A 20,897-nucleotide genomic window follows, 5' to 3' on the forward strand; every position below is an offset into this window, starting at 1 on the left:
GTATTAGGGAAGTCAATAGAAAGATATAGTGAACTCTGTTCTTAATTTCATTGCTTCGGCTAACTAATGAGTTTTCGTTTGACTTAAGTTAAACGAAAGCTTGACTCAAGTCATTCGACAGTTTAACTTAAGTCAAACGAAAACTAGTTTTAAGCTTTAAAAATACTTGTTCCGAATGGGAACTTTATTTCTTTAATCTGCTTCGTTTAATTACCATTATGATAATGATGAAAATAAAATGCTTTATATTATTATTCCTTTTTGGAACGATTCCTTCCGTTTTTGCCCAATTCATCGGCTTTGAAGACGGAGTGCCCGAAGCGTTCAAGGTTTCAGGAAAAGGAGAAGTGAAAACCTCCTCTCTTTTCTATAAGGAAGGCGAGAGTAGTCTGGAATGGGATTTTCAACCCGGTTCAGCCTTGAATGTTCAAATCTCTCCTTTGTCACTCAATGCGAAGCAGGAGAAACAGTTTGGCATAACTTTGTGGATTTACAATGAGAAGCCACAGCAGGATTCCATTCGTTTCGAGTTTCTGAATAAGGCGGGCGAAGTCTCTTATTCGTTCTCTTATCATTTGCCGGCAGCCGGTTGGCGTGCTTGCTGGATTTCTTTCGAATATATGAAAGGAGACAAGAAAGATAAGAACATCGTAGCCTATCGACTGATTGCTCCCAACCGGAAAGGGCGTATCTTCCTCGACCGTTTGACATTCCCCGAGGAGAAAATGAATCTTCGTACTACTCCGGATCAGCAATTACCCGCCAATAATGGACTTTCTAACCGCGATCTTTGGCATTGGTGTCTCGTATGGAAATGGGAACAGCAATCTTATGATATTCCATTGGCATCTAAACTGACTGCTCAACAGAAAAGCGACTTGAAAACTATCGAACAACGTCTGACAGACTTTCTGGAAGTGGAAAAAGCACCGAAAGGACGGATTAATGCGGCCTACAAAACGTTTGAGAAAGCGGCTATTCATCCGTCTGCTGCCGGGACAGGTTTTGTGGGAACCCCTATCGTTGCTCCCGATGAACTGAACAGGAAAAAAGGAGAGATGTCATTGAATGATATTGAGACCATGCTTTCCGGTTTTGCGATTGATGCTTATTATAATCAGAATGAAACATCAAGGAAGAATTACTTCACCGTATTCGACTATGCCATGGATCAGGGATTTGCGTTTGGTAGCGGTATGGGTACCAATCATCATTATGGTTATCAGATTCGTAAGGTATTTACTACTGCCTGGTTGATGCGTGATGCGATTTATAAACATCCTCACCGTGATGCTTATCTGTCTACACTGCGTTTCTGGGCTGCTTTGCAGGAAACCCGCCAACCCTGTTCGCCAACGCGTGATGAATTGTTGGATTCTTGGCATACATTACTGATGGCGAAGTTTATTTCCGCCATGATGTTTCCCGATGCAAGAGAACAGGAACAGGCTTTGAGTGGCTTATCCCGTTGGTTGTCTTCTTCTTTGTGTTATAGACCGGGGAAGATCGGTGGTATAAAAGTAGATGGTACCACTTTCCATCATGGCGGTTTCTATCCGGCATACACCACCGGAGTACTGGCTACGGTGGGACAATTTATAGCCTTCACCAATGATACAGGGTTTGAACTTACAGAAGATGCCCGTTGGCACATGAAGTCCGCTTTTATCGCCATGCGCAACTATTGCAATTTTTATGAATGGGGGATAGGTATTTGCGGTCGTCATCCTTTTGGTGGAAAAATGGGAAGTGATGATATTGAGGCATTTGCCAATATTGCTTTGTCGGGCGACTTGTCCGGTCAGGGGAATACGTTCGACCGTGGTCTGGCTGCTGATTATCTGCGTCTTGTGCGTAATGAAGATACTCCGAATGCGCGTTTCTTTAAGAAAGAAGGCATCAAGCCCGCTCAAGCTCCACAAGGATTCTTCGTTTATAACTACGGTTCGGCGGGCATTTTCCGCCGTGCGGACTGGATGGTAACGCTGAAAGGATATACGACCGATGTATGGGGTGCTGAAATCTATGTGAAAGATAATCGTTATGGACGTTACCAAAGCTACGGATCAGTACAGATTATGGGGAAAGGCAATCCCGTATCCCGTGCCGGGAGCGGTTTTGTACAGGAAGGCTGGGACTGGAATCGTTTGCCGGGCACAACTACCATTCACTTACCTTTTGAGTTATTGGATAGTCCGTTGAAAGGAACTACCATGGCTCATTCCAAAGAAAACTTCTCGGGTAGTAGCTCGCTGAATGGTAAAAATGGTATGTTTGCCATGAAACTGATGGAAAGGGAGTATGAGAACTTTACACCTGACTTTGTAGCCCGTAAATCAGTATTTTGCTTTGATAACCGGATGATTTGTCTGGGTACAGGTATAACGAACAGCAATGCGGATTATCCTACAGAGACGACTCTTTTCCAAACGAAGTACGATGGAAAAGATTCTAAAGTAGGGAATGATAACTACTGGTTGCATGATGGTTATGATAATTATTATCATGTAGTCGATGGAACCGTCCGTACACAAATTGCGGAACAGGAGTCACGTCATGAAAAGACCCGTGCGGTGACAAAGGGAAAATTCTCTTCTGCCTGGATAGAACATGGCAAAGCTCCGAAGGGTGAAACATACGAGTATATGGTTTTGATACAACCCTCTGACTCTGATTTGGATGAACTTCGTAAAACTCCTGTCTATGAAGTTTTGCATCGCGATCAGACTGCTCATGTTGTGTATGATAAGAAAACGGGGATTACAGGCTATGCTGCTTTTGAAACTTATCAACCTGTTGATGATAAGCTGATTGCTGTTATTCCTGCAGAAACGATGGTGATGTATGCCAAGGAGTCAGCCAAAGGTATCCGATTGAGTATTTGTGATCCGAATTTGAACATCAAAGAGAAAGCCTATACGACAAGAGAGCCTAGTCGTCCTATTCGTAAGGAAATACGTCTCAAAGGGCATTGGACGTTAGCGAGCCCAATGGAGAGCGTTCAGGTGGAACAACAAGGAGAAAATACTGTATTGACAGTGACTTGCCAACATGGACAACCTGTTGAGATACTAATGGATAATAAGTGATTAGTGAATAAGTAAGAGAAACAACTTTAAAAGGGTATTAGTTATTATATGTTTCTATGAAAAAAGAGAAGACCGGTTCGTGGTGAACCGGTCTTCTTTATCTTTAGTCTGCACAATGAAGTGCGATGCTTCTTGTTTTTACTTATTCAATCTCCATTCAAAACCGTCTTTCGTATCTTTGACCTCAAATCCGAGTGCGGTCAATGTATTACGGATTTCGTCGGAAGTAGCCCAATCCTTATTGGCTTTTGCTTTCATACGTTGTTCCAGCAACATATCTACTACCTTGCCGTAAGCTTCTTCACGGCCATCGGAAGAACCTTTTTCTTCTTTCAATCCCATGATGTCGAAGCTGAACAGGTGGAAAGTCTCTTTCAGGTCTTTCAAATCTTCGGCAGAAATAGTTGCATTTCCGGCAATGATATTGTTGATGATACGGGCGCCTTCAAAAAGTTGTGCGATGACGATAGGAGTATTTAAGTCATCATTCATTGCTTCATAGCATTTGGCACGTAGCTCTTTTACATTGATACCTTCCGAAGTTGCTGCTGCGGGAGTTATCTTTTCCAATGCGTCAATAGCTTCCATCAGACGTTGCAAGCCTTTTTCCGATGCTTGCAGTGCTTCATTGCTGAAGTCAACCGTGCTACGGTAATGAGCCTGAAGAATAAAGAAACGGATGGTCATCGGAGTATAGGCTTGTGCCAGTAACTTATGAGTACCGTTGAAGAATTCGTCCAGTGTAATGAAGTTACCGAGTGATTTGCCCATCTTCGTACCGTTGATGGTAATCATGTTGTTGTGCATCCAGTAGTGAACCATGTCATCACCTTGTGAAGCAACCGATTGGGCAATTTCACATTCGTGGTGAGGGAAAATCAAGTCCATTCCACCACCGTGAATATCAAAGTGCTCACCCAGATACTTACGTCCCATAGCAGTACATTCGGCATGCCATCCGGGGAAACCGTCACTCCATGGAGACGGCCAGCGCATGATATGTTCCGGTTGTGCCTTTTTCCACAGGGCGAAGTCGGCGGGATTGTGCTTCTCGCTTTGTCCGTCAAGGTCGCGGGTGGTATTCAATACGTCGTCCAGATTGCGTCCGGACAGTTTTCCGTAGTGATAGTCTTTATTGTATTTGGCTACATCGAAGTAAACGGAACCTTCGCTTTCGTAAGCGTATCCGGCATCCAAAATCTTCTGTACCAGTTGAATCTGTTCGATGATATGTCCCGAAGCATGCGGCTCGATACTCGGAGACAGTACGTTGAGCGCTTCCATTGCCTTGTGATAACGGTTCAGGAAATATTGAACGACTTCCATCGGTTCCAATTCTTCCAGACGTGCCTTCTTGGCAATCTTATCTTCACCGTCATCGGCGTCGTGCTCTAAATGGCCTACGTCGGTAATATTGCGTACATAGCGTACTTTATATCCTAGATGAGTGAGATAGCGGAAGAGAACGTCGAATGTAATGGACGGACGTGCATGTCCCAAATGAGCGTCACCGTATACGGTTGGCCCACATACATACATTCCTACATGGGGCGCATGAAGCGGCACGAACAACTCTTTCTTTCTATCTAACGTGTTGTAAATGGTAAGTTGATGTTCCATAACCTTTTATATTTGTTCTATTGGAAGCGCAAAGTTAGTATAAAATCCGGATATGTTGTCTATTGTTGATAGAGAAACTTGTCAATAGCTTCGGCAACACCATCTTCTTCATTGCTTAAAGTGATGTAATCCGCCGCTTTCTTTACCGGCCCTTGTGCATTCTCCATAGCAATTCCCAGTCCTGCAAACTTTATCATGGACAGGTCATTGTACCCGTCTCCCATGGCTATGACTTCTTCGCGTTTTACTCCTATTTCTTCTAATAAGACGCCGAGAGACAGGGCTTTGTCAATACCTTGCGGTACTAATTCAAGAAAATAAGGCTCTGAACGGAAGACATTGATGCGTCCTTGCAGTTGAAGGCAGAGTTCTGTTTCCAAAGGAATCAGTTGATCCGCATCTCCTACAATAAGGCATTTAGCTACCGGAAGTGTGATGTCCGTAAGGAAGTCGTTTGTTTCGCGCACTTCCATTTTATTAAGAAATGCTTCTTTCTGTACATACGGATCACGTGAGTTCTCGGTCACTATCTCGGCTCCGTCATAAGTTAATATGCTTAGATGATGAGTGCGGGCACATTCGTAAAGCACCGGAACGATATCATTGGGTAGTACATTCTCGTATATCATCTCTTTGGTTTCCCAGTTGATGATTTCTCCTCCGTTATAGGACAGGATGAATCCGCCAAAATCATTCATCCGTAGTTCGTTGGCTAGCGGCACGATGCCATAAGTCGGTCGTCCGGAGGCTAGTACCAGTCGAACACCTTGTTCTTGTGCACGTATCAATGTCTCCTTATTGCGGGGAGTGATTTCTTTCTTCGAATTGGTGAGTGTGCCGTCAAGATCGAGCACGATAAGTTTATATTTCATGCAGTGTCATTTTGTGTGCAAAGATAGGGTAAAAAAGTATTTTAGCAAGATAGTGCGTGGAAAAGTAGTCTGTTATTTAAGCAGATCTACCCACTGCTCATTACTCAATGCAGGCAGTGCTTCGCTCTCGGTGACAAACGTTTCCGCCAGTTTACGTTTCTCGTCTTGCAGATAGAGAATCTTTTCCTCTATACTGTTTTGGGTAATGAAACGATAAGCGATTACCTGTTTGTCCTGACCGATGCGATGGGCACGGGCAATGGCTTGCGACTCGGCAGCAGGATTCCACCAGGGGTCGATGATAAATACATAGTCGGCTTGAGTGAGATTGAGTCCCACACCACCGGCTTTCAGGGAAATAAGAAAAGCTTGTACGTCCTTTTGTTCGGTGAAATGGGCGATTTCGGAAGGACGGTTGTTTGTCGCTCCTGTCAACAGGGCATATTTCCAACCACGTTCCTGAAAGGCTTCAGCCAACACTTCCAGGTGCTTGACGAATGACGAGAAAATCAAAACCTTGTGACCTTCGCTTCGCAGCGTATCGAATGTTTCGATTATTTGTGTCGTTTTTCCGGACAGTCCGATGAAATCAGGTAAGATAAGCTGTGGATGACAAGCCAGTTGGCGTAAACGCAGAATCCCGTTCAATACACTGAACGAATGGAACCTGTCCGTACTTTGTGGATGTTGAAGCAGGGTGTTGCGCAGGCTGTTTTTTTCTTGCTCATACAAGGTGTTTTGTTCTTCAGTCATGTCGCAGTAAATCGTCTCCTCGGTAAGCGCGGGAAGTTCCGGAGCTACTTCTTTCTTGCTTCTGCGAAGGATAAACGGGGCAGTCAGTTGTTGCAACTGTGCCTCTACACGGGTGTTTCCCTGTCGGAGCGGAATCATGAATTGTCTTTGGAAATCACTCTCCGTACCCAGCAAGTCCGGTTGTATGAAGTGAAATTGTGCCCATAAGTCTTTGAGGGAGTTCTCAATCGGAGTACCTGTCAGTACAAGCCGGTGATTACTTCGCAACTGGATAGCCGAGCGGAAAGTGAGTGAATCACTATTCTTGATATTTTGACTCTCGTCGAGTACAATGTATTCGAAATTGTAAGAAGAGAGAATATCGATATTGTTCCGCATCATCCCATACGTAGTAATAACTAAATGAAACTGATCGAAGAATTTCTCCGGGTGCTCTTTGGGTACGGATACAGTATTATTGTATTCTGCCATTGAAAGTGCAGTGAAGCGTTTGGTTTCCCGTCGCCAGTTGTGAAGTAGCGATGTGGGAACGACGATCAGGGTAGCAGCCTGCTTAGGGCCATATGGCTTATATATGTATTGCAGTAAAGTAAGGGTTTGCAGTGTTTTTCCAAGTCCCATATCATCTGCCAGGCATGCACCAAACCCTAATTTGTGCAGATGTACCATCCATGAGAATCCTTTCTGTTGATAAGGACGCAATGTTGCCTTGAGCACTTTAGGCACGGCAATGTTGTGTATGTGTTTTTGAGACGGAAACTGTTTGAGCACATTTTCTCCTAAAGCTGTCTGTACAGCACCTAAGAGCGTGCGTCTCACACGGATTCCTTTTTCCGTCTGTATCCCCATTTCCAATAGGTTCACATATTTGCTGAACCATTCTTCAGGCAGGAGAATCATGCGGCCGTCGGGCAACTGATATTCTCTTTTTTCTTCCAGGATATGTTTGCGAAAGCGGGAAAAAGGAATACGTAATGTGCCGATAACCACCGTGATATGCAATTCAAACCAATCGACTTCGTCGTCACAGCTTTGTTCGATACGTATCTCATCCAGGCAATAAGGCATATTTCCCATACTGCTGATAAGTTGAAATGAAAGTTGCAACATTTCCCGGTGATTGTTAATCCATTCCCCAATCGTTTTTTCCGTAGCTTCAGGCGATAACTTGAAAGAAGTATCAAGCTGTTGTAATCCGGCTTGCGTTAAAAGTTGAATTGCTTTCTCTTCTTCGATAATGTTGCGCCGGAAGAAGAATACACCACCGGATTCTTTCCGATAAACGATTTTCTTCATTTCAGTGGCACTATCTGGTGTAAATACCTGGTCTCCATAGCGAAAACTAAGTTTTAGCACCTGCTCATCGTGAATTGTATCAAGAGATAATAATGCCTCGCAGCTACATTCCTCTTCAATAATATTCAGCCCGTGAGTTTCAATCTCATGATAGCGTGCAATTGGAATCACAATGTTATCTATATACTTCTCAATTTGGGAAGCATTCACACTAATCGATTTTTTCTTTGTAAAAGGCAAGACTCTTGTACTCTCAATATGCGGAAAGAAATATAATTCCATACCCAATAGCAGAATTGCCGGCGAGGAAGTCAGTACGGTGACGGGCTTTAGTTCGGTCAAAGAGAATGGCTGCCCTCCATCGTAACATTGTAACTGATAACGGAATGTTTTGCTGTCGGCATGAAAGATTACACGAATCTCTACATCATCAGCATGCACTCGATAGGCATGATGAGCATATAGCACTTTACTACCAGCCTGTTTTTGATAAAAAGGCAGTCCGCTTTCGCGTATCAACGTCAGCATCTCCTGCAACTTCTTCTCAATAAACGGGCGAATATTACTTTTGATCCGTTCGGGATCCTCAGATAGCTTATGTAGAAAACGCGAAACGGTCTTTTCACGGGAGTAATTGCTCATCAGATACTTCTCCGTATAGTGAGAGGCAATATCAATGGCCTGTCTTTCCGCCTCACTCATCCATTCCATAGCTTCGGGAGAAGCATGAAAAGCCTGTTCCACTAATTGCAGCGTGTCATCGCCCAGTCTTTCCGCTATGTAAGGAATCAGCAATATGCCGAATACCGGATGTTCTGTGAAAACGATGATGACTTGTCCATTAGTTATTTTCTCTTTCATTCTCTTTAGGCTTTAACTGACAAAGATACGGGAAAATCCTTAATTTTGTAGCATGATAGAAGAAAACAAACGAGTATTGTTAGGTATGAGTGGTGGAACGGATAGCTCTGTAGCCGCCATGCGACTGCTGGAAGCCGGTTATGAAGTAACCGGAGTCACTTTCCGTTTTTATGAACTGAACGACTCGACCGAATATCTGGAAGATGCCCGTAATTTAGCAGAACGTCTCGGTATCCGGCATATAACATATGACGCCCGTGAGATATTCAATGAGCAAATCATTGAATATTTTGTGCATGAGTATATGGCAGGTCATACTCCGGTACCTTGTACGTTGTGCAATAACTATCTAAAGTGGCCTTTGCTTGCCAAAATAGCTGATGAAATGGGCATCTTTTACATAGCTACCGGTCATTACGTCCAAAAAATAAAGCTGGAGGATACTTACTATATTACACACGCCGTTGACCCGGACAAAGACCAATCCTTTTTTCTGTGGGGCTTGAAGCAAGATATACTCAGTAGAATTCTCCTGCCAATGGGAGGAATTACGAAAGTGGAAGCTCGTGCCTGGGCTGCTGAACGTGGCTTCCAAAAAGTTGCCACCAAAAAGGATAGTATAGGGGTTTGTTTCTGTCCGATGGACTACCGAAGCTTCTTGAAAAACTGGTTGGTCCGAAATGGTCAGACATTGGTCCGAGATGGTCAGGCATTAGTCCGAAATGGTCAGCCGTGGTCAGAAATGGTCAGACGAGGGCGATTTGTCGATGAAAAGGGGAATTTTATAGCCTGGCATGAAGGATATCCTTTTTATACCATTGGTCAAAGACGTGGACTGGGCATTCATTTGAACCGTCCCGTTTTCGTAAAGGAGATAAACACTGAAAAAAATGAAGTGATATTATCCTCCCTCTCTGCCTTGGAAAAAACAGAAATGTGGTTGAAAGACTGGAATATCGTGAACCGCGAACGCATCTTGGGACATTCTGATATTATCGTGAAGATACGATACCGCAAACAAGAAAACCACTGCACGATTACTATTACACCGGATAATTTACTTCATGTACAACTCCATGAACCCTTGACCGCCATTGCGCCAGGACAAGCCGCAGCATTCTATAAAGATGGGCTATTGTTAGGCGGCGGAATAATAGTAACTGCCCACTGACTTTCTTAACGCAATCTTAAAAGAACTATTGTAGAACTTATATACGCCTATAACACGAACACCCCGCATGGTCTCCCGGCCTCGTTTTTTCAGCGTCAAGCGCAGGTGTTTTCTTCAGCGTTAAAAAGGGCAGACTGTTTGAGCGTAGCGAGTTTCTGCCCTTTAGCTGGAGAAAGCACCGGAGTAGCTGAAAAAACGCAGCCTTGATTCTTTCTTTTTGGTTCTTTTTCTTTCGTATCAAGACGAAAGAAAAAGAATACTATTGATTCAACGGCAACATCCCCTCAATATACTCCCTCGTATTACTTAACCTGGGAACTTTGTGCTGTCCTCCTAATTTTCCTTTTTGCGCCATCCAATCATGGAATAACCCTTGACGGGCAACAATTACCTCCAATGGCTGCAGCGCAATATCCTTCCACCGTTTTGCCTCATAATCAGAATTGACCTCCTTCAGAGTAGCGTCCAATATCGCCGCAAACTTCTCAACAGAATCCGGCATCTTGGCAAACTCTATCAGCCACTGGTGACGGCATTTTGCATTCTCATCCATAAAGACCGGTGCCGCAGAATACTCACAAACCTGTGCCCCCGTTTCTGCGCAAGCCTTAGCCAGCCCCTTTTCAGCATTATCAACAATCAATTCCTCACCGAAAGCATTGATGAAATGCTTTGTTCTTCCCGTGATAACAAACTTATAAGGATTCTTGCTCGTAAACTTCACCGTATCACCAATCATGTACCTCCACAAACCGCAGGAAGTAGAAATCACCATTGCATAATTCTTGTTCAGTTCCACCTCTTCAAGACAATATACCCGTGGATTCTCCTTATCCACTTCTTCCAACGGAACAAATTCGTAGAAGATTCCGTAGTCAATCATCAACAACATAGCAGGATCAGAAAGATCATTCTGCGTACCGAAATACCCTTCGGAAGCATTATAAGTCTCCACATAATGCATTTTAGGCGACTGAATCACCTGCTTATACTGCTCGCGGTAAGGAGTGAAAGCCACCCCACCATGGAAGAACACTTCCAGATTAGGCCATACCTCCTCCAATGTATGTTTCCCGGTTTTCTCAAGAACACGTTTGATAAGCACCAGCGTCCAAGACGGTACACCGGACAAGCTCGTTACATTCACCGGAATAGTACTGTTAGCGATTGCTTCTATTTTCGTTTCCCATTCGTTCATCAATGCAATCTTCTTGCTTGGCACACGAATGAAATTAATAAGCGGATTTACATTTTGAATTAAAATAGCCGACAAATCCCCGACTAAGCTATGATTAGAATTAAGATTCGGACTGTGGCTACCACCCATAATCAACCCCTTTCCAGAAAAGAAATGACTATCCGGGTTGATACGGAAATAAAGGGCCGCAGCATCTTTCCCCCCTCTATAATGAATATCCTCCAATGCTTCCTTGCTGACAGGAAGAAACTTGCTCTTATCATTAGTCGTACCGGATGATTTTGCAAACCAACGTATCTCCGACGGCCAAAGCAGGTTTTGTTCTCCTGCCCGTAAACGCTCTACATAAGGCTTTATCTCTTCGTATGTTTGGATGGGCAGACGTTTTCTGAAATCTTCATAGCTGCGGATAGAGGCATAGTCGTACTTTTTACCCCATTCAGTCCGGGCAGCTTGCTTCACCAAGCGATTCAATACACGGTGTTGAATCTCACTAGCCTGATTAGCATATAGATCTATTTGTTTTAAACGGGAATCAAAAGTCTTACTAATAATTTTTGTAATATTCATTTCTGCTTTAACATAATAATGTTTAGTCGTGCAAAAGTAACTTATTTATCTTTTTTTTCTATCTTTACGACGGAAATAATCGTTAAAATTGACGAGTTTAATAGAATCCCCGAGTTTTTGACTAAAAAATGCGACAATGAGAATTGGAATCTTAACCTCAGGCGGGGACTGCCCCGGTATTAATGCCACCATTCGTGGCGTGTGCAAGACAGCCATCAATTATTATGGGATGGAAGTGATAGGTATTCACAGCGGCTTTCAAGGTTTGCTGACGAAGGACGTCGAGTCCTTTACAGATAAATCTCTGTCCGGACTGCTGAATCTTGGAGGAACGATGCTGGGAACTTCCCGCGAAAAGCCATTTAAAAAAGGAGGTGTAATCTCGGATGTTGACAAGCCGGCACTGATCCTTCAGAATATCCAGGAGATGGGTTTGGATTGCGTCGTCTGCATCGGGGGGAACGGAACACAAAAGACTGCGGCCAAATTTGCCGCATTGGGAGTAAATATAGTATCAGTCCCGAAAACCATTGACAATGACATCTGGGGAACAGATATCTCTTTCGGATTTGATTCGGCAGTAAGCATTGCCACAGATGCCATCGACCGCCTGCATTCCACTGCCAGCTCTCATAAAAGGGTGATGGTGATTGAAGTGATGGGGCATAAAGCCGGTTGGATTGCTTTGTATTCCGGTATGGCAGGTGGGGGAGACGTTATCCTTGTCCCTGAAATCCCTTATAGCATAAAGAACATTGGCAATACAATTCTGGATAGGCTGAAAAAAGGCAAACCTTACTCCATTGTAGTAGTAGCCGAAGGAATTCAGACAGATGGCCGTAAACGTGCGGCAGAATATATTGCACAGGAAATTGAATATGAAACCGGAATAGAGACTCGTGAAACTGTATTGGGATATATTCAGCGTGGCGGTTCGCCTACTCCTTTCGACCGTAATCTTTCTACCCGTATGGGCGGTCACGCAACAGAATTGATTGCAAATGGAGAATTCGGACGCATGGTAGCTCTAAGAGGAGACGATATTTCATCTATCCCCCTTGAAGAAGTGGCCGGAAAACTAAAACTGGTTACAGAAGAACACGATCTGGTGATTCAGGGTCGTCGTATGGGAATTTGCTTTGGGTAGATTCAGTGGTAGCCAGCTCCATTTCTGAGTCTGTTTCCAGTTCGGTTTCAGACTCATCAGCTATTGCTGCTTGCTGTTCCTTAGTCTCGTTAATGGTCGTAATGAATGTCGGGTCTTTCACCTTTTTGATGGCCATTTGGGCAGCATTCTGTTGAGACTCTTTCTTAGAATACCCCGTACCTGTTCCGGCAGGAAGCCCTTCTATGCGTACTTCTGTCTGAAATACAGGGTTGCTGTCCTGATCGAGGAACTGCTCTATCAATTCAAAAGAAACCTCCATCTTGCTTTTCTGACTCCATTCGATTAACTTGGATTTGAAGTTAACCTCTTTACGGGATATTTTATCCAGGTCAATATACCGGTTGATGATACGTTGCTCCATAAACTGCTTGCAACGTTCATATCCCTGATCCAGGTAAATAGCTCCGATAAATGCTTCAAAAGCATTTCCGTACATATAACTGTTGTGAGAAGAAGAGCGGGTAGAATACTTTATGAGCTTGTCCAACCCAATCTCGACGGCCAACTTGTTCAAAGTCTCCCGTTGTACGATCTTGGAACGCGTATTCGTCAGGAAACCTTCCCGTTTCCCTTCAAAACGCTTGTAGACAATATCTCCTACGATGGCGTCAAGGATGGCGTCACCCAAGAACTCCAAGCGTTCGTTATTTAAAGGACGTCCTTTTTCCGAACGGAGCGAAGTTGACTTGTGCAGAAGAGCCTGCTCGTAAAGCTGGATATTACGCGGATAGAATCCGAGTATCTGATAAAAACAAAGATAAGACTCTCTGTCCTTGCGGAACAAGAGCCTTATCTTTTCTATTTGGTTACGTAACACGATATTACTCAGCGTATTTCTTGAAGATAACGCACGCATTGTGACCGCCGAATCCGAATGTATTGGACAAGGCAACATTAACTTCGCGTTTCTGTGCTTTGTTGAACGTGAAATTAAGGTCATAATCGATGTTCTCGTCGTTGTCACCTTCTTCATGGTTGATAGTCGGAGGAACAATACCGTTCTTGATGGCAAGGATACTTGCAATAGATTCTACCGCACCGGCAGCACCCAGCAAATGTCCAGTCATTGATTTGGTTGAACTGATGTTCAATTCGAACGCATGATCGCCGAATACTTCCTTGATCGCTTTTGCTTCTGAAATATCACCCACCGGAGTAGATGTACCGTGTACATTGATATAATCTACTTCTTTCGGGTCCATTTCCGCATCTTCCAGTGCATTCAACATTACCAGTTTAGCTCCAAGACCTTCCGGATGAGAAGCTGTCAGGTGATGCGCATCCGCAGACATACCTACACCGGCAACTTCTGCATAGATTTTTGCACCGCGTGCTTTAGCATGTTCCAACTCTTCCAGGATCAGACAACCGCCACCTTCACCCATTACGAAACCGTCACGGCTTGCGCTGAACGGACGTGAAGCCTTGCTGGCTTCGTCGTTACGGGTTGACAGAGCGTGCATAGCGTTGAAACCACCCACACCTGCAGGGAAGATTGCTGCTTCCGAACCACCGGATACAATTACATTTGCTTTACCCAGACGAATCAGGTTAAAGGCATCTGCAATGGCATTGGTAGAAGTAGCACATGCTGAACAAGTCGCATAATTAGGACCGTGGAAACCATACATGATAGAAATCTGTCCGGCAGCAATATCCGAAATCATCTTTGGAATGAAGAACGGATTAAACTTCGGTCCCATTTCCATATGAGTGTAGTAGTTGCCTACTTCCTCTTCAAATGTATGTATACCACCAATACCAGCGCCAAAAATAACACCGATTTTGTTCAAGTCTTCTTTTTCTGTGTCAAGCCCTGAATCTTCTACCGCTTCTTTGGCAACGGCGATGGCATACTGAGTATACAGGTCCATCTTTCTTGCTTCCTTGCGATCGACGTATTTTGTAGCATCGAAGTCTTTCACTTCGCATGCGAATTGGGTCTTGAATTGCGACGCATCAAAATGAGTAATAGGTCCTGCTCCACTAACCCCGTTCACAATGTTTTCCCAAAATTCAGGAACGCTATTGCCAACGGGAGTAATGGCGCCAAGACCTGTTACTACCACTCTTTTTAATTCCATATTGATGAAATCGAATTACTTAGCGTGTTCTTCGATATAAGATACAGCATCACCTACAGTACCAATCTTTTCTGCTTGGTCATCAGGAATAGAGATACCGAATTCTTTTTCGAATTCCATGATAAGTTCTACAGTGTCAAGAGAATCTGCTCCCAGGTCGTTAGTGAAGCTTGCTTCCGTTGTAACTTCTGATTCTTCTACGCCTAATTTATCAACGATAATCGCTTTTACTCTTGATGCAATTTCAGACATAACTTTAAGTTTTTAATTAATAATTAGTTTTATTTCTTTAAATTTGCGGTGCAAAGGAATGAATATTTATCGTTTTGCGCAAATATTTGAGTAAATAAATGCAAACTTTTGCACATTTTTCACTGTTTTGTGCATCGAATATGAGAGTTATGAAGAAAAACATCGCAATTTTCGCTTCCGGTTCCGGCTCTAATGCTGAGAATATTATCCGGTATTTCCAAAAAAACGATTCCGTTCAGGTTTCGTTGGTACTTTCTAATAAGAGTGATGCTTATGTTTTGGAGCGTGCGCATCGTCTTGGAGTGCCCTGTAACGTATTCCCAAAGGAAGATTGGATAGCCGGAGACGAAATTCTGGCTGTTTTGCAGGAGGCTCGTATTGATTTTATCGTGTTGGCAGGCTTTCTGGTTCGTGTGCCCGATCTGCTTTTGCATGCTTATCCCGATAAAATAATAAATATACATCCGGCTCTTTTGCCTAAATACGGTGGAAAAGGAATGTATGGTGATCGTGTCCACGAAGCAGTAGTAGCTGCCGGTGAAAAAGAAAGCGGCATCACTATACATTATATTAATGAGCATTATGATGAAGGGAACACAATCTTCCAGGCAACTTGTCCCGTACTTTCGACAGATTCTCCTGATGATGTCGCCAAGAAAGTACATGCTTTGGAATACGAGCACTTCCCGCAAATTATAGAGAAAGTATTAGGTAACAAGTTTTAAATAATAAGTATTAAGTATTATGCCATTCGGATAATCGTTCGACAGAACCTTATTAGAATTCCAGGCAGCTACGGTTAATACTTAAAACTTATACCTAATACTTTATTATATAAGCTGTCTCCTCTCTTCTTAAAGGATAATCTCCACGCAAGGTCTCGAATAGCTCCGGTTGACTTTTCAATCGGTCGCTGTCTTCGACTGGATTATACATTTGAAGGAGTGCGTCTTCGTGACTTTTTGCATGAATAACAGGAAAAGCAGGAGCCGGTGCATTGATCTCATAATCTCCATCTATCTGAAAGAACTTGCAAATCGCATCCAGTGACATACGGGTTGCGTTGGCTTTCCCGTCAGCAGAGTAGCCGGCAATATGCGGGGTGCCGATGATAACTTTTTCCAGCAGTTCTCGATTGATTTCCGGTTCGTGCTCCCATACATCAATAATGGCATCCGAAATAGCCTGGCTGTTTAAAGCATTTAAAAGAGCATCTGTTTCAATGACTTCACCCCGTGAAGTATTGATGATAACCGGCTTCCGTTTAAGTGAAAGAAAGAAGTTTTCGTCAGCCAAATGGAAGGTCTTATATTTCCCTTCTTTATATAAAGGTACGTGGAAAGTGATGATATCACATTCTTCCGCTATTTTATCCAAAGAAGAGAAATTCCCTTTTCCTTCTTTCTCTTCTCGTGGTAAGTCATTCAATAGAATGCGCATGCCGAAATCTTGTGCCACTTTAGCCACCTTGCTTCCTACATTACCTACGCCTATAATCCCGATAGTCAGTTCATCCAGTCTTTTATTCCTGACAGACTTCCATACAAGAAGCGATGATTGTATATATTGGGCAACAGAAGCGGAATTGCATCCCGGTGCATTCGTCCATTCGATACCTGCCTGCTTGCAATACTCCGTATCGATATGGTCGAAACCAATGGTTGCCGTAGCAATGAACTTCACCCGGCTACCTTCCAATAATTCACGGTTACAATGCGTGCGGGTACGGACAATAAGTGCATCCGCATCCTGTACCAATTCCGGAGTGAAATCCTTTCCCGGAGCATAGATTACCTCATCGGCTATTCCCTGAACCGCCTCTTTTATAGATGGTATTTTATTATCTATAATAATTTTCATATACAATTCATCTTTAATACCCACAAAGGTAACAAATAAAAAAGTAAGAAACGGTTGCTTGTCTGAAAAATATTACATAGATTTGCCCTATTATATACCTATAAGCTAGTTAAGATTATGACATTTAGTAACCTTTGCAACGAGATTTTTTGGAAATCTACCAATGATTACCATGTAACGGATAGTGTAGATGCACCGATGAACAATCCTTACGAGTTGAAAACTATTGAGTATTATTTGTATCTGAAGAATTGGATTGATGCTGTTCAATGGCATTTTGAGGATATAATCCGTGATCCCCAAATTGATCCGGTAGCAGCATTGGCATTGAAAAGACGAATTGATAAATCAAATCAAGATCGTACAGATTTGGTCGAATTGATCGATAGTTACTTCCTGGATAAATATAAAGAGGTAAAGTCTCTGCCGGATGCAACAATTAACACGGAAAGTCCTGCATGGGCAATCGACCGTTTGTCTATTCTTGCGTTGAAAATATACCACATGCAACAAGAAGTAGACCGTACGGATACTACTGAAGAACATCGTGCGCAATGCCAAACGAAACTGAATATTTTGTTGGAACAACGTAAGGATCTTTCTGCTGCTATTGATCAACTATTGGATGATATTGAAGCAGGAAGAAAATATATGAAGGTATACAAACAGATGAAAATGTATAATGACCCGGCATTGAATCCGGTGCTTTATGCGAAAAAATAACGAATGGCGCGTATTCTCATTATTCGTTTTTCAGCTTTTGGTGATGTAGCCATGACAATTCCGGTGATACATTCACTGGCTGTACAATATCCTCAGCACGAAATAACAGTGTTAAGTCGTGCTGTTTGGCAACCGCTTTTTCAGAGTTTGCCAGATAATGTAAGTTTTGTAGGGGCTGATTTAACAGGCAAGCATAAAGGACTATGGGGATTGAATAGTCTCTATTCGGAATTGAAGGCAATGAACTTTGATTATGTTGCAGACTTTCACCATGTGCTTCGTGCAAAATATTTATGTTGGAGATTTCGTCTTGCTAATATACCAGTAGCTTCTATTTGTAAAGGTAGAGCTGGTAAAAAGAAACTAATTCGCCGCCATCACAAAGTGATGGAAAATCAAAAAAGTTCTTTCCGTCGGTATGCGGATGTACTTGAAAAATTGGGTTTGCCAGTTTTGTTGAATTTTTCTTCTATCTATGGAGAAGGAAAAGGGGACTTTGCAGAAATAGAACCTGTTACTGGACCTAAAGGGGAGCAGAAGTGGATTGGTATAGCTCCTTTTGCCAAGCATATAGGCAAGATTTATCCGATTGAATTACAGGAGCAGATTATAGCTCATTTCGCAGCTGATTCAAGGGTTAAAGTTTTTCTTTTTGGAGGCGGACAAAAAGAACAGGAGGTTTTTGATGCATGGATGGCCAAATATCCTTCAGTAGTTTCGATGATAGGTAAGTTGAATATGCGTACAGAATTGAATTTGATGAGCCATTTGGATGTGATGCTCTCAATGGATTCTGCTAATATGCATTTGGCGTCCCTAGTCAATATTCCGGTCGTTTCTGTTTGGGGAGCTACTCATCCCTATGCCGGCTTTATGGGTTGGAAGCAACTGCCGGTCAATACAGTACAGCTTGATTTATTATGTCGCCCTTGTTCGGTGTATGGCCAGAAACCCTGTTGGCGTGGCGACTATGCGTGTCTGAGAGACATAAAACCGGAACAGGTAATCGCTAAAATAGAGGGGATTATAGATTAATATTTTTCGATAGAAAATCTGATTATTTCAAATTGGATGAGTGGCAGAGTTTAAAGATGATGAAAAAAGAAATGCAACACAAGAAAAAAGTACTGATAGACCTGACAAATTACGGTAGCCTCACAGCAGGCTTTGGACAGATAGCTGCCAATTATGCGGCGGCTTTTTCATCCATGCCGATAGATGATCTTCATTTTGTATATTTGTTGAGGCAGAAATATGCGCAAGATTTTGGCGAGAATGTGACCTCTGTCCCAATACGTCGTATCAATAAGTTTTTTCCTTTTACTCTTCCTAAGGTGGATGTGTGGCATGCAGTGAATCAGCAGCGAAAGTTGTTGCGTATTGCCGGTGGTACAAAGTTTATCTTTACCATACATGACTTTAATTTCCTGACAGAGAAAAAGCCTTGGAAGGCTAAAATGTATCTTCGCCGAATGCAGAATAAAGTCAATAAGGCGGCGGTAGTTACTACGATTTCTCATTATGTGGCGGATGTCATTCGTCAGCATATCGATCTGAAGGGAAAAGAAATCCGGGTTATCTATAATGGGGTGGAGAAGATTGATACGTTGGAAGGAACAAGACCTGCTTTTGCTACGGGACGTCCTTTCTTTTTTACGATTGGACAAATCCGTAGAAAAAAGAATTTCCATCTCTTAGTTGACGTCATGCGCCATTTCCCGGAATATGATTTATATATTTGTGGTGACGCTCATTTTGCTTATGCTGAAGAAGTGCGTAATCTGATTCGTGAAAATCAGCTCACTAATGTCTTTTTGACGGATGTTATCTCTCAAAGTGAAAAGATTTGGTTATATCGGAACTGTGAAGCGTTCTTGTTTCCCAGTGAGGGCGAAGGTTTTGGATTGCCGGTAGTGGAAGCCATGCAGTTTGGAAAGGCTGTATTTGCTGCTAATCGCACTAGTTTGCCGGAAGTTTGTAATGGACACGCTATCATGTGGGATCATTTGGATACAGAATCTATGGTGCAAAGTATCCGGGAACACCTGCCTGATTTCTATAAAGACAAGGATCGCTTGGGAAAAATCAAAGAACATGCCGCTTCATTCAGTTACGAGAAGCATATACAAGCCTATCTTGATTTATATCGGGAGTTAGCCCAATTGTCTTAGTGTTGAAGTTAATTGCTCATATACTTTTTCGGGAGTAATTAATGCAAAACGTTCTTCATGGGTCAATGTCACTTGTTGTTCCAGCGGAAGAATGTCGTCAGGACTAATCCCCTTGGCAAGTACGGAATTTGCAGGTAACCACATAGATTTCGAAGCACTTGGTGAGTAGATGGAGAATGAGGGAATTCCGAGAGATTGGGCAATGTGCCGGGCTCCTCCTTCGTTCCCGAAATAAAACGAACAGTTGGCACAGAGGGCAACCAGTTGCCGTAATGAGGAGGCTTGTATATTAATCTTGATACGTTCCGGACATCCCAATTCCTTGTAGATATTTCTTGCATCTTCTTCTTCGTACCCCGGTGCGTAGTTGAAGATCATTTGTATGTCCTTGTGTTCTTCCAATATTTTCTGAAGTGTAGCTATCATGAATCCCGTGTCCCATTTCTTATGAATAAGTTTAGTTGTGACTCCTATTAGGAATACAGGGTGCGCGAAATCTATCCCTTCCTTTTTCATATAGCATCGAAAATCTTCTTTCTCTTGGGCAGTAAGATATAACTTAAATTCTTTTGTGTATTGAATAGGGCTGATCTTTTCTAATGGTGCAGCAAGTAATAGATTACGTTGTACCATGTCAGTTGTTAGTTCTTTGCTGTAAGTGTCTGTCCGATAGTTTAGTAGAAAGCGTGTATATCCTTTGATACGTCCTATTCGGAAAGGGGTTTTTAGTGAAAAAAGAGAGAAAAAAAGAGTCCGGATGGTAGAACGCATATCGATGATTGCATCGTATTTGTCTTGATGCATTACTTGCCATACTTTTTTTATATAAGAGGTAAATGGTTTATTCTCGTCTTTGTCAAAGGTAATGACTTTATCGATGTCCGGATGCCCCTCATAGAGCGGGGCTATATTTTTATTAAGCACAAAGTGTATTTCAGCATCAGGGAAACTTTTTTTCAGCGTACTGCACAATGGAATAGCTAGAATGGAGTCTCCTATTTGTCTAAATCGAATAATCAGAATTTTTTTGATTGGTTTCATGCTTGAATCTCTTTATACTTTTGTCGTGCAAACATAACTAAAAAAAAGCATTTATGTCTAAATATAAATGAAAAGAAAAAAGAAAAAACGACTAAAGTTGTTCCTGACCATGCCTGTATGTGGAGAGAGTTGGCCAATCTTTGTGAGAAAAGAGAAAAATATAGCCGG

General features: G+C 42.7%; 16 protein-coding genes. 7 read left to right on the forward strand and 9 right to left on the reverse strand.

Going from position 1 to position 20,897, the window contains the following annotated elements; all coding sequences use genetic code 11:
* Positions 1–227 precede the first annotated feature (227 nt).
* Positions 228–3,089, forward strand: coding sequence for a chondroitinase family polysaccharide lyase (locus HC965_RS06080; RefSeq protein ID WP_191030743.1), 2,862 nt, complete (start codon positions 228–230; stop codon positions 3,087–3,089).
* Positions 3,090–3,227: 138 nt separating this feature from the next.
* Here the strand turns inward: HC965_RS06080 and cysS are convergent, their stop codons facing one another.
* The 3 genes from cysS to HC965_RS06095 all read right to left on the reverse strand — a co-directional run bounded on the left by cysS (position 3,228) and on the right by HC965_RS06095 (position 8,491).
* On the reverse strand, positions 3,228–4,709 hold the full coding sequence (gene cysS, locus HC965_RS06085; RefSeq protein ID WP_191030616.1) for a cysteine--tRNA ligase: 1,482 nt from the start codon (positions 4,707–4,709) through the stop codon (positions 3,228–3,230).
* Between the two features lie 59 nt (positions 4,710–4,768).
* Entirely contained in the window at positions 4,769–5,581 is an 813-nt protein-coding gene (locus HC965_RS06090; RefSeq protein ID WP_191030617.1) for a Cof-type HAD-IIB family hydrolase, read from the reverse strand.
* Positions 5,582–5,653: 72 nt separating this feature from the next.
* Positions 5,654–8,491 carry a DEAD/DEAH box helicase gene (locus tag HC965_RS06095; protein WP_191030618.1) on the reverse strand — a complete coding sequence of 946 codons (2,838 nt, stop codon included), beginning with the start codon at positions 8,489–8,491 and terminating at the stop codon, positions 5,654–5,656.
* A gap of 52 nt (positions 8,492–8,543) precedes the next feature.
* Between HC965_RS06095 and mnmA the strand changes: the two genes are divergently transcribed.
* Entirely contained in the window at positions 8,544–9,662 is a 1,119-nt protein-coding gene (gene mnmA / locus HC965_RS06100) for a tRNA 2-thiouridine(34) synthase MnmA (RefSeq protein WP_191030619.1), read from the forward strand.
* 259 nt (positions 9,663–9,921) lie between these two features.
* On the opposite strand, the gene HC965_RS06105 is transcribed toward mnmA, so the two are convergent.
* Complete coding sequence (locus HC965_RS06105; RefSeq protein WP_191030620.1) at positions 9,922–11,430, reverse strand: GH3 auxin-responsive promoter family protein; 1,509 nt, start codon at positions 11,428–11,430, stop codon at positions 9,922–9,924.
* Positions 11,431–11,566: 136 nt separating this feature from the next.
* On the opposite strand from HC965_RS06105, the gene HC965_RS06110 reads away from it, so the two are divergent.
* On the forward strand, positions 11,567–12,577 hold the full coding sequence (locus tag HC965_RS06110; protein ID WP_191030621.1) for an ATP-dependent 6-phosphofructokinase: 1,011 nt from the start codon (positions 11,567–11,569) through the stop codon (positions 12,575–12,577).
* Here HC965_RS06110 and rnc read toward each other — a convergent pair.
* Genes rnc through HC965_RS06125 form a run of 3 tightly spaced genes read right to left on the reverse strand, consistent with a single transcriptional unit; the run spans position 12,519 to position 14,934 of the window.
* Entirely contained in the window at positions 12,519–13,454 is a 936-nt protein-coding gene (gene rnc, locus HC965_RS06115; RefSeq protein WP_191030622.1) for a ribonuclease III, read from the reverse strand. The genes HC965_RS06110 and rnc overlap by 59 nt on opposite strands.
* Entirely contained in the window at positions 13,420–14,682 is a 1,263-nt protein-coding gene (fabF, locus tag HC965_RS06120; RefSeq protein ID WP_191030623.1) for a beta-ketoacyl-ACP synthase II, read from the reverse strand. Before fabF ends, rnc begins: the two co-directional genes overlap by 35 nt.
* 15 nt (positions 14,683–14,697) lie before the next feature.
* Positions 14,698–14,934, reverse strand: a complete 237-nt coding sequence (locus tag HC965_RS06125) for an acyl carrier protein (protein ID WP_002558672.1) — start codon at positions 14,932–14,934, stop codon at positions 14,698–14,700.
* A 98-nt stretch (positions 14,935–15,032) separates the two neighbouring features.
* On the opposite strand from HC965_RS06125, the gene purN reads away from it, so the two are divergent.
* Positions 15,033–15,659, forward strand: coding sequence for a phosphoribosylglycinamide formyltransferase (gene purN, locus HC965_RS06130; RefSeq protein ID WP_191030624.1), 627 nt, complete (start codon positions 15,033–15,035; stop codon positions 15,657–15,659).
* Between the two features lie 94 nt (positions 15,660–15,753).
* Here purN and pdxB read toward each other — a convergent pair whose 3' ends face one another.
* On the reverse strand, positions 15,754–16,794 hold the full coding sequence (pdxB, locus tag HC965_RS06135) for a 4-phosphoerythronate dehydrogenase PdxB (protein ID WP_191030625.1): 1,041 nt from the start codon (positions 16,792–16,794) through the stop codon (positions 15,754–15,756).
* A gap of 117 nt (positions 16,795–16,911) precedes the next feature.
* Between pdxB and HC965_RS06140 the strand changes: the two genes are divergently transcribed.
* From HC965_RS06140 to HC965_RS06150, 3 genes are read left to right on the forward strand one after another with little or no spacing between them, the layout of a single operon-like run.
* Positions 16,912–17,517 (forward strand): DUF4254 domain-containing protein, encoded by a 606-nt coding sequence (locus HC965_RS06140; RefSeq protein WP_191030626.1) that lies wholly within the window; start codon positions 16,912–16,914, stop codon positions 17,515–17,517.
* Between the two features lie 3 nt (positions 17,518–17,520).
* Positions 17,521–18,552, forward strand: coding sequence for a glycosyltransferase family 9 protein (locus tag HC965_RS06145; protein WP_191030627.1), 1,032 nt, complete (start codon positions 17,521–17,523; stop codon positions 18,550–18,552).
* A 59-nt stretch (positions 18,553–18,611) separates the two neighbouring features.
* Complete coding sequence (locus HC965_RS06150) at positions 18,612–19,688, forward strand: glycosyltransferase family 1 protein (RefSeq protein ID WP_191030628.1); 1,077 nt, start codon at positions 18,612–18,614, stop codon at positions 19,686–19,688.
* Here HC965_RS06150 and HC965_RS06155 read toward each other — a convergent pair.
* Positions 19,671–20,729, reverse strand: a complete 1,059-nt coding sequence (locus HC965_RS06155; RefSeq protein WP_191030629.1) for a glycosyltransferase family 9 protein — start codon at positions 20,727–20,729, stop codon at positions 19,671–19,673. The genes HC965_RS06150 and HC965_RS06155 overlap by 18 nt on opposite strands.
* Between the last annotated feature and the right edge of the window lie 168 nt (positions 20,730–20,897).

The organism is Bacteroides sp. GM023 (assembly GCF_014750685.1).
Classification (GTDB): Bacteria; Bacteroidota; Bacteroidia; order Bacteroidales; family Bacteroidaceae; genus Bacteroides.